The organism is Psychrobacter sp., from assembly GCF_018260395.1.
In the GTDB taxonomy this organism is placed as follows: Bacteria; Pseudomonadota; Gammaproteobacteria; order Pseudomonadales; family Moraxellaceae; genus Psychrobacter.
The window spans coordinates 42,349-52,070 of the sequence record NZ_JAGLBC010000003.1 but is presented as its reverse complement, the minus strand read 5'-3'; the positions used below and the strand labels follow the sequence as shown (position 1 = coordinate 52,070).

At 39.6% G+C, this 9,722-nt stretch carries 5 protein-coding genes and 2 tRNA genes; 2 read left to right on the top strand and 5 right to left on the bottom strand.

What is annotated here, in order from left to right:
• Positions 1 to 120 precede the first annotated feature (120 nt).
• Both QZ265_RS00760 and QZ265_RS00755 read left to right on the top strand, forming a co-directional pair.
• Positions 121 to 211: transfer RNA gene (locus QZ265_RS00760), tRNA-Ser, on the top strand.
• Positions 212 to 364: 153 nt separating this feature from the next.
• Positions 365 to 455, top strand: a tRNA-Ser gene (locus QZ265_RS00755).
• A 183-nt stretch (positions 456 to 638) separates the two neighbouring features.
• On the opposite strand, the gene QZ265_RS00750 is transcribed toward QZ265_RS00755, so the two are convergent.
• The 5 genes from QZ265_RS00750 to putA all read right to left on the bottom strand — a co-directional run bounded on the left by QZ265_RS00750 (position 639) and on the right by putA (position 8,934).
• Positions 639 to 1,745, bottom strand: a complete 1,107-nt coding sequence (locus QZ265_RS00750) for a type I glyceraldehyde-3-phosphate dehydrogenase (RefSeq protein WP_296402400.1) — start codon at positions 1,743 to 1,745, stop codon at positions 639 to 641.
• 79 nt (positions 1,746 to 1,824) lie between these two features.
• A complete protein-coding gene (locus QZ265_RS00745; protein WP_296402398.1) occupies positions 1,825 to 3,864 on the bottom strand; it encodes an AAA family ATPase in 2,040 nt (679 codons plus the stop codon).
• 174 nt (positions 3,865 to 4,038) lie between these two features.
• Positions 4,039 to 4,698, bottom strand: a complete 660-nt coding sequence (locus QZ265_RS00740) for a hypothetical protein (protein WP_296402396.1) — start codon at positions 4,696 to 4,698, stop codon at positions 4,039 to 4,041.
• A gap of 247 nt (positions 4,699 to 4,945) precedes the next feature.
• Positions 4,946 to 5,638 (bottom strand): 1-pyrroline-5-carboxylate dehydrogenase, encoded by a 693-nt coding sequence (locus QZ265_RS00735; RefSeq protein ID WP_296402394.1) that lies wholly within the window; start codon positions 5,636 to 5,638, stop codon positions 4,946 to 4,948.
• An 86-nt stretch (positions 5,639 to 5,724) separates the two neighbouring features.
• Entirely contained in the window at positions 5,725 to 8,934 is a 3,210-nt protein-coding gene (gene putA, locus QZ265_RS00730; protein ID WP_296402392.1) for a bifunctional proline dehydrogenase/L-glutamate gamma-semialdehyde dehydrogenase PutA, read from the bottom strand.
• Positions 8,935 to 9,722 lie beyond the last annotated feature (788 nt).

Sequence of the window (9,722 nt, the reverse complement as noted above, 5' to 3'; positions counted from 1 at the left end):
GTCCATTAGCGACTACCTTCTACTTTTTAGCATGAATTTTGTCCATTACACCTAAATTTCTTATTAAATCAAAAATAATTGTTGCAATCATTATCAAACCCTCTATAATACTGCACCTATGGAGTCGTGGCAGAGCGGTTGAATGCACCGGTCTTGAAAACCGGCAAGGGTTCATAGCCCTTCGAGAGTTCGAATCTCTCCGACTCCGCCAGATACAATAAAAACCAACTAAGTAATTAGTTGGTTTTTTTTGCCTAAAATATAAGAAATATATTTATTATTTCATCGTTAAAAGGCTTTCTATATATTCTCAATAAGTTACCCTTGCATTCATTCAAAAAATGATTATAATAGTCAACCTATTGGAGTCGTGGCAGAGCGGTTGAATGCACCGGTCTTGAAAACCGGCAAGGGTTCATAGCCCTTCGAGAGTTCGAATCTCTCCGACTCCGCCAAATTTAAAAAAGGTCAACTTAATATTAAGTTGACCTTTTTTTTGGTTTTACGGTTGCTATATTTTATTAATTTTGATGCCTATAACCGTTACCACTAATAAACTGTTACTACTAATATTTGTATTAAAAGCCTTTATAACTAATCCGCTCAATAAAAAATTAAAAGACTTGTATTTTCAAGCTTTATTTTGTTTGTTGTAGATACAGACACATGTCTAATAAGCGATTGGCATAACCCCATTCATTGTCATACCATGCAAAAACTTTCACTTGTGCCCCAACCTGCATTAATTGCTCACCATCAATGATAAGCGACTCAGGCTGGTGGATAAAGTCACTTGATACTAAAGGCATGTCGGTATAACCCATGATGCCGTACAAAGAGCTACTCGGCTCGCAGGCTGCCTTTAGCACAGCTCTAACTTGCTCTATAGTGACGCTCTTCTCAAATACAAAGTTAACATCGATAGCAGCCACATCAATGGTCGGTACTCTTATCGAATGGCCATTAATTTTGCCCAACATATTTGGTAGGGTTCGCTCAGTAGCTGCAATACTACTTGAAGTAGTAGGAATAATATTATGCCCCGAAGCTCGCGCTCTACGTTTGTCACGGTGTGGTTGATCCAGCACGTTTTGGTCTGCGGTAACTGCATGAATCTCGGTCATCATCACTGATTGAGTACCAAAAGCCTTGTCTAATACATAAATTAAAGGCACTAAAGCTTGAGTCGTACAAGATACACTGGAAATAATAGGAAGGTCTCGAGTTAACAAATTGTCATTAACGCCCATTACAATACTGGCATCTACTTTATCAAAAGGTGCAGCACCAATAATGACCTGTTTTGCGCCTGCTTTAAGATGCTGGCTGGCATCGTCATACGAACGGAAATGACCGGTGCATTCCAATACCACATCTACGTTTAATGTATGCCATGGCAACTGCTCAGGAGAGTCTATCGCTATTAAATTTATACAATATACCTCCCCTTCTTTGGCCAAACAGAGTTGATCACGACCTGAAGCATTTGTTTTGATAGTGGCCTCTACTCCGATTCTACTTAATCTGCCGTGAGTACTATCAAAATTTAATAAATGCAGTAAAGTATCAGCATCTGCAACATCATTGATCGCCACAATATGTACTACGCTGCCTAACACTTCAAAACGCTCAATCAAAGCCCGCAGTACGTTGCGCCCGATACGACCAAATCCATTAATAGCTATCCGTAAAGGGATATGGGATTGCTGCGTTTGTTTGACAGCGGATATAGAAGAGAAAGACATAGACACAACTTAAAATCGAATGAGGAATAAATAGCAAAAGTGACACTACTTAGTGAAAAATAAAACTATTAGACTTTGACTAATCAATAAATATTAGCGCCAATCGTATAGTATTATAGTCTATTTCCTCTTTCAAATATTCAAATATAGGACGAAGCTTGATTCTGTCTTTAGTAAAGGGTTGATCCGCATGAATAGTATCCTCTGCTGTTTTAATGCCAGATGACTCAGCTTGGAAGTTGTTCGGATCTGATTCTGCCACTATCGATTCAACGGCTTGACTAACTTTATCCAAAGTTAATACATCAGGACGAAGATGCTCAAAGTTTAAGCTTGGGTCCTGACGCTTAAGAAGAGACACATGTCCCATAATCGTAGCCTGTGCTAAGCCACGACTCTGCGCAATTTCAGCAATGGTTAAACTTTCCTCTAATAGCAATTTGGTAGTCATTAAAGTGCTATCTGATTGATCACTTAACTGATTACTAAGTTTGTCTTTTTTAGCCAATATTTGAGCTTGTTTCTTTTTAAGACTCTTTGAGCTTTTTTCAAAAGCATCTATATGCGCTTTACTAAGTGTTCCTCCTGACGTTAGGATAAAACGGTCATGCGTCTCTTTTAATACCTCATTTTCTAAAGATTCAAAAACCTGCTGTGCTTCAGTTGACAATACTTGGAATCTTGAATCGGCCCCACGTGCCAATGGATCTAGTCTTAAGCTTAAATCGTTCATCCCCAGTAGCTTAAGCCCTTGTAAAGATTTAAGACGAGATAATGCAACATAGCCTTGACCTAACTCAAATGTTTTGGATAAGTCAATTTCAGCGGCTTCTAACGTCATACCTTGTGACTTATGAATGGTAATGGCCCATGCTAGGGTAAGAGGAATTTGAGTATAACTGGCTAAAACCTCTCCATTTTCATCTTCAACGACCCACTCTTCACCCTCAGCAATAACTTGCCGGCCTGAATTGAGCTTAATTATGGGATATCTATCGGTTGAGACTAGCGACTTATTATCTTGAGAATCCGACTCTACCGAAAGCTGCGCCACATTACTGTCGTCATCTGTATCAGCATCAAGTACTCGCTTACTGTCTGCATCAACATTAGGTGTATCATCACTATCTTCATTAACTTCATCGTTAGGATTTTGCACTTTGTCACTTGCATTACTAGCAGATTTTAAAGGTTTAATGGTGGTAAAGCCTATCAATTCGCCCATAGTACCGTTAGAGACACCAAGCTCATTATTATTCTTAATAAACATCACTTTAGCCCCAACTTTTAGGGTCAACTCATCACTGGTACGTACAGACTTTTTTAGGGTTTCAACCAATTTATTGTCACCATGGGCAATGGCATTATAGATAACAGTCTCGCCATTTAATAAGGCCAATTCGTGCTCATTGATTTTATTAACATTGACATTATGCGTAAATAAGCGGGTTCTATTAATATCAACATTCTGATAAAAGGTACTTTGCAGCGCTTCAATTGCCTCTGCGGTTACCCCATCTTCTCCCCGTATTTGGTTGAGAATGCTGTCTAAATTAATAGATTGATCTTCAATATCGGTATTCTGACGATGTTGCTCAGTTAAATAGCAAATTTTAAATCCTGCTTCCAACCAGGCATCTGACATGAATGCAAACTTCTCACGGTTGCTCTCACCTCGATTACCCACTGGAGGCAACTGAAAGAAATCACCTGCCACCACCACTTGAATACCGCCAAATGGATCGTCACTTTGACGCATATGCTTTAAAACTTGATTGACTGCATTCAATTGCTTAGCATGAAGCATAGATATTTCATCTATGATAAGAACAGCAGTTTCTCTAAGACGATCTTTGAGTATTTTCTTTCTAGATAAGTTAGTAAGATCCCGTTCCGTAATCTCATCTTTGATACCGATGCCTGACCAGCTGTGAATAGTTATACCATTCATATGAGTGGCTGCAATTCCAGTACTTGCAGTAGTTGCCACTGGGACACGTCGAGCACGTAAATAGTGGATATATTGATTTAAGGTATAAGTTTTGCCTGAGCCTGCTGAGCCAGTTAGGAATACATTATTACCCGTTTTTAAGATGTCCAGTGCGGTCGCTTGTTTCATCAGTTAAGTCTTATATTGTAGAGTATTTGAAATTTGTCATTAAATCAGAACGGTTAATGCACAATAAAACAAAGCCACATCAAGTTATGTGGCTTTTGTATTTAATTTGATTGCTTTATGAATCACGCGCTTGTGAAAATCTTAGCCAATAATCTTTAGCAGATTATCGCATATTTAAGGCAATAATTGCTTAAAGCTTAAAAAGCAATTGTTAGCCTCACCATCAGTACACCATCTCATTTTGTTTTTTTGAGGTTGATAATCAACATAAGCAATGATAGCTTCGCCTTTTTGATCAATTTGGATACCAGAGCAGTCAGGCTGGTTGTTATCATAAGTTGTGGTAATGGCTATGATAGGTAAACCTTCATCAGGATAATGGTAAATGTACTTACCGTAGGTCCATTCTTCACCACTTGTCGTTCGCACCACATTGTCAGCGCCAAAATTATAACGCTCCCGGCAATCTGGACTTCGAACAGCAGCTTTGATAGGTTCAACATTCGTTTCTATCTTATCACTGCTACTATCGGCTGAATTGTCAACTTGATCGGCAGCTGCCTGTGCTTCATTAGACAAACGGCTAGATGCTTCCACTGCTAAAATTAAGTTTTCTAAATCTTTATCCCTAGCACCGCCTACTCTCTGGCTACCCTTAACTTTAGTACTTGGTAAAGCAAAATCAGGCGTCTCTTGATAATCCAACTCCCAAACGCCTGCTATTTCGGGACTCACATGTGTGCCAATCTTAGCTTCCTCGATAATGCCACTATTCGTTGAAAACGATGATAACACTGAAGCCAAAGTCATAGGTATAAATGAAAGTAATTCCATAATTTAACCTTTTCTAATTTCTACTTTATAATATTTAGTCACTTATTATCATCAGGTTAAGCAATTTACTTTCAGTTAACAAGAGAGCATTCGTTAACTTTGGTTTGTTTACGTCAAGTACTGTCGTTAGTAAAATTCAGTAATTTTAAAATTTTTAATGAAATTAGTTAATTTTTTTGCTTAGGCTATTTACATAGACTTATCGATAATTTAAAACATGATTAAAAAAATTCATTTATAAACGATACTAGCCCATACCCAATTCAATGAGACTAGCATTGCCACCAATGGCAGTAGTATTCACCGTTTTGACACGCTCAGTGCAATATCGCTCAAGGTAGCCAGGTTGGAACATTTCACTACATCCCTCCAAGTCTGTTACAGCAACTAATTGGGTCAAAATGCCATCGGTTTCAGCCATATCTTTACCGATAGACATCAGCTCTTGAGTCGTTCCTACAGCACCAATAACGGCCAAACGACTAATGTTAAGTAACGTTGTCAACTCAGAATCATTCGTAATGCTCATCACACCTGCATAAACGCCAGACTGATTAAGAGCAGCCATAGCATCTTCACAAAGCTGTTGTTGACTTGGGAAACGAATAAACACTTCGTTACCTGCCAGTAAGGCTGCAATTAACTGCCCTAAAAATGCAATACGATTGGCTGATTGAGTTCCTAATATCATTGCTTTACCACGAGGTGCTAGGTACAACTGGTTTGACTCACCCGTTGCCCCCTCTAAGTTAATGATTTGATCCAACCTTTCGGCTTGAGCCAACAAATAATTGAACAAGCGCTGTGCTTGCTCAGTATTGGAACTGATAGCAGCTAATTTCACACTGGCTTCAGCTAGGTGTATACTGCGATGTACTGCGCCTAGTTGTGCCCAAGCTTGACACTGCTGCGCTTGATTCTGTTTAAATACTTTGGTCATTAGCTATCCTTTATATCATGTCTAAGTAGAATTTTATTGGTTTCAGATTTCAGGCATTAAACTTGGTCTAATACTCAATTTTAAACCTATTGCCACTTGGTCAATCTGGCCACATAATGAGGACCACCGGCTTTTGGTCCGGTTCCTGACAATCCACATCCCCCAAAAGGTTGTTCACCAACTACCGCCCCGATTTGGTTACGGTTGATATAGGTATTGCCCACCTTTGTACGGCGCTCAATATGATCAGCAACTGTTTCAATCCTACTGTGAATACCTAATGTTAAGCCATAACCTGTAGCATTAATCTCGTCGATAAGCTCATCAAGCTTACCTGCTCTATAGCGTATAATGTGTAAGATAGGTCCAAAATGTTCACCGCCAATAACATCAATACTGTCAACTTCGATAGCAGTGGGTAATACAAAGGTGCTATTGCTTAAATAGTGGGCAGACTCTGAACTGATAGGCGTCTGCGCAACAATACGAGCACGTTTACTTTTACGCATCTCCTCAAGGTGTGAACGCAATCCTTTTTGTGCATCTACATCAATTACTGGTCCCACATCTGTTGTCACATTTGAAGGATTACCCACCACCAACTGCGCCATATTTCCCTTAAGCAATTCGATAACCGAATCTGCAACGTCTTGCTGCAAACAAAGGACACGACACGCTGAACAACGCTGACCTGCAGATCCAAAAGCAGATAACACTGCATCTTTTACCACTTGTTCTGGCAGTGCCGTTGAATCTACAATCATAGCGTTCTGACCGCCCGTTTCAGCTATCAATAAAGGTAGATCTTTAGATAGGTTAACCGCAGTATTGGTTTGAGCGGTTCTATCTGCGCTATAAAGAGATTTATTAATGGCCTGCGCTGTCTGAGTGGAGCCTGTGAATACTACCCCATCAATCAATGGCGATGAAGTTAAGGCACCACCAACTTCACCCGCTCCCGTCACAAACTGTAATGCATAATCAGGTACGCCTGCTTGATACATAAGTTGTGCACCAAGATAAGCAATTAAACTAGTCTGTTCCGCAGGTTTAGCTACCACTGTATTACCCGCGGCTAAAGAACCGACAATCTGTCCGGTATAAATAGCCAATGGGAAGTTCCATGGACTGATACACACTATGGTGCCGCGTGCCACGCGATTTTGGGTTACTTCTTGACCCGCTAAATCGGTAAACGTATTGATCTGCATGCTAAGACGTTCAGCTTCATTGGCATAAAATCGACAGAAATCTACTGCTTCACGAATCTCATCTATACTGTCTTGAAGTGTTTTACCGGCTTCTTTATGACATAAAGCCACCAATTGCGCGAAATTTAGCTCATAAAGATCAGCAATCCGCTTCAATATAGCTGCACGTTCCTTAACGGTTACTTGCTGCCACAGGCTCTGACCGGCTACTGCCGCTTCAATGGCTTTACTAGCAAGCTCTGCATCTGCATATACTACTTCGCCAGCTACAACCTCATGGTTCCAAGGCGCCACAACCTTATTGACTTGTAAGCTACTCACAGTTGACGTATCAATTTGCTTAGCATTTATAACTGGGTTAGCAGTCCAAGTATTATTAAGATATTTATCGACTTCTGTCTTAAAAGGTTGCCACTGAGAGTCAACATAAATGTTTGGACCAAAGGAGGCCAATCTATCTTCATAGATTTCAAGCGGCATTGGAATAAGCGGATTATGTAGCGTCTCATGTTCGGTAAGCTTGTCATAGGGATGCACAGTCAACTGCTCAACAGGATGGCTCTTATCCAACAGTTGATGTACAAACGAGCTATTGGCGCCGTTTTCAAGTAAACGTCGTACTAAGTACGGCAGTAAATCTTTATGGGCTCCAACTGGCGCATAGATACGTACTGGAATGTTGTAAGCCTGCAAGATATGATCATAAAGCGCATCGCCCATGCCATGCAATCTTTGAAATTCAAAATCTTTATGTGCACTCATAATCATTATTGAGGATAAAGTATGGGCGTTGTGCGTAGCAAACTGAGGCCATAGTACACCGCGAATCTGTTCAGTTAATAAAAATCTTGCACAGGCCAGATAAGCCACATCGGTTCCCTCTTTACGGGTCCATACTGGGTAGCCAGTAATGCCTTTTTGCTGAGCCAGTTTAATTTCATAATCCCAGTAAGCGCCTTTTACTAAACGTACTGGGACACGGTCACCGACTTCTTTGGCCAAGCTTGCCAACCAAGCTAATACCGCCAAAGCACGCTTTGAGTACCCTTGTACTACCAAGCCTAACCCGTCCCAATCTTGAGTCATGGTATCGCGGTATAAGGATTCAAATAACTTCAAAGATACCTCAAGACGATCCGCCTCTTCAGCATCAATACTAATATCAACATCCACCTCACGAGCCGCCTCAATTAATAAAACACAGCGTTGACGAAGTAGACCCAAGACTTGATTTATTTGGGTAGCTTCATAGCGAGGATGCAATGCAGAAAGTTTGATTGAAACCGAAGGCTTAGGCATACCGTCTTTAACTTTTACGTGAGCGGCAGAACGAATAGCATGTAAGTAATCACTAAAGTATTTTTCAGCATCATTATGAGTGACCGCAGCCTCACCTAGCATATCAAATGAATAGGTATAGCCTTTATTACGATACGGCTGACTATTGCGATTGGCTTCCTCAATGGTCTCACCTAGTACAAACTGATGACCCATAATTTTCATCGCGCGCTGCATAGCACTACGAATCACAGGCTCACCCATTCTTTTGGTCATGCGGTCCAAAATGCCTGCTGCACTGGTAGCACTATCGATACTGACCACACGGCCTGTCATCATCAGCCCCCAAGTAGAGGCATTTACGATAAAACCATTGTCATCTTTTAAATGCTTTTTCCAATCCGCTACACTCATTTTATCGCGAATCAGCGCATCTGCTGTGGCGTTGTCTGGCACACGAATCAAAGCTTCAGCCAAACTCATTAATAAGATACCTTCTTGAGTATCTAAGCTATATTCTAATAATAAGGAGTCAACCATTTTCACAGCTTTATCATTGCTGCGTACATGCTCAACCAAGCTTTTGGTCTGATCACTAATGGCTTGTCGCTCACTTCCCTCATTATTCGTCTTAGGCTGAGCTAATGGAAGTAACTGACTTAACCACTCGTCTTCATCAGCACTATAAAGAGGCGAAATTAATTTGAATAACTCTTTAGAAGGTCGATTGATAAACTCTGGGTTTAATACGTCCTGAGCTGAGAACTGAATAGGGTTTTGGGGGTAAAAAGGGTTTAGCATACTCATACCTACTCCATTGAGACTAAAAAAATTAAAATTTAAGGCAATATGCCTATTGAACCGCCTAATAGCTACTTTAGTGAGTTTTTCAAATACAAAAAAAACACCGCCTTACCCATAGATTAATATGCAGTAAGACGGCTATAGTTAGTTCGAGCTAAATAAGACTATAAATAAAAATTTAAGAATATCGAGGCTTAGTAAACTCAAGCTGTCTTACTTTTTGACCAGTTGCTGATGATCGATCGATCAATAAATAGTAATAAGTATTAAGCAATTATCAATGACCACAGACAACGCAGGTTTAAGTAATAACAAACTCACTAATGCCTTCTTCTTTTGATAGGATTAATATTTTGATAGGGTTAACTATTAACAGTACCCGATAACTCACCTAAAAGAAAAACCTCTACGGCGTTGCTTGAGGTTATGAGCTTGATTAATAAATGTTATCATAGTTATTAAGCCCATTGTTAAACAATTCTACAGATTTTAAAATTGTGATTTAAACAAATAAATGTTTAAGCGAATAAATGATTTAAGCGAATAAATTTAAGACTATGTGTATAGCATTAGAATTTAAAGGTATATAACTTCTGCAAATAACTCAATAATATTTAACTAATATCTTAAAAATCAAAAATTTATACTTTCTAAATTATCTAATACTTATTACTTGGGCGTGTCCCTACTTGGATTATGAGGCTAAAAATGAGATAGATTTTTGTCAAACACGAATAATTCCGAAGATAATATAGGCATATTAGCTAGAAATTAGACACAGTTTGGCGAAA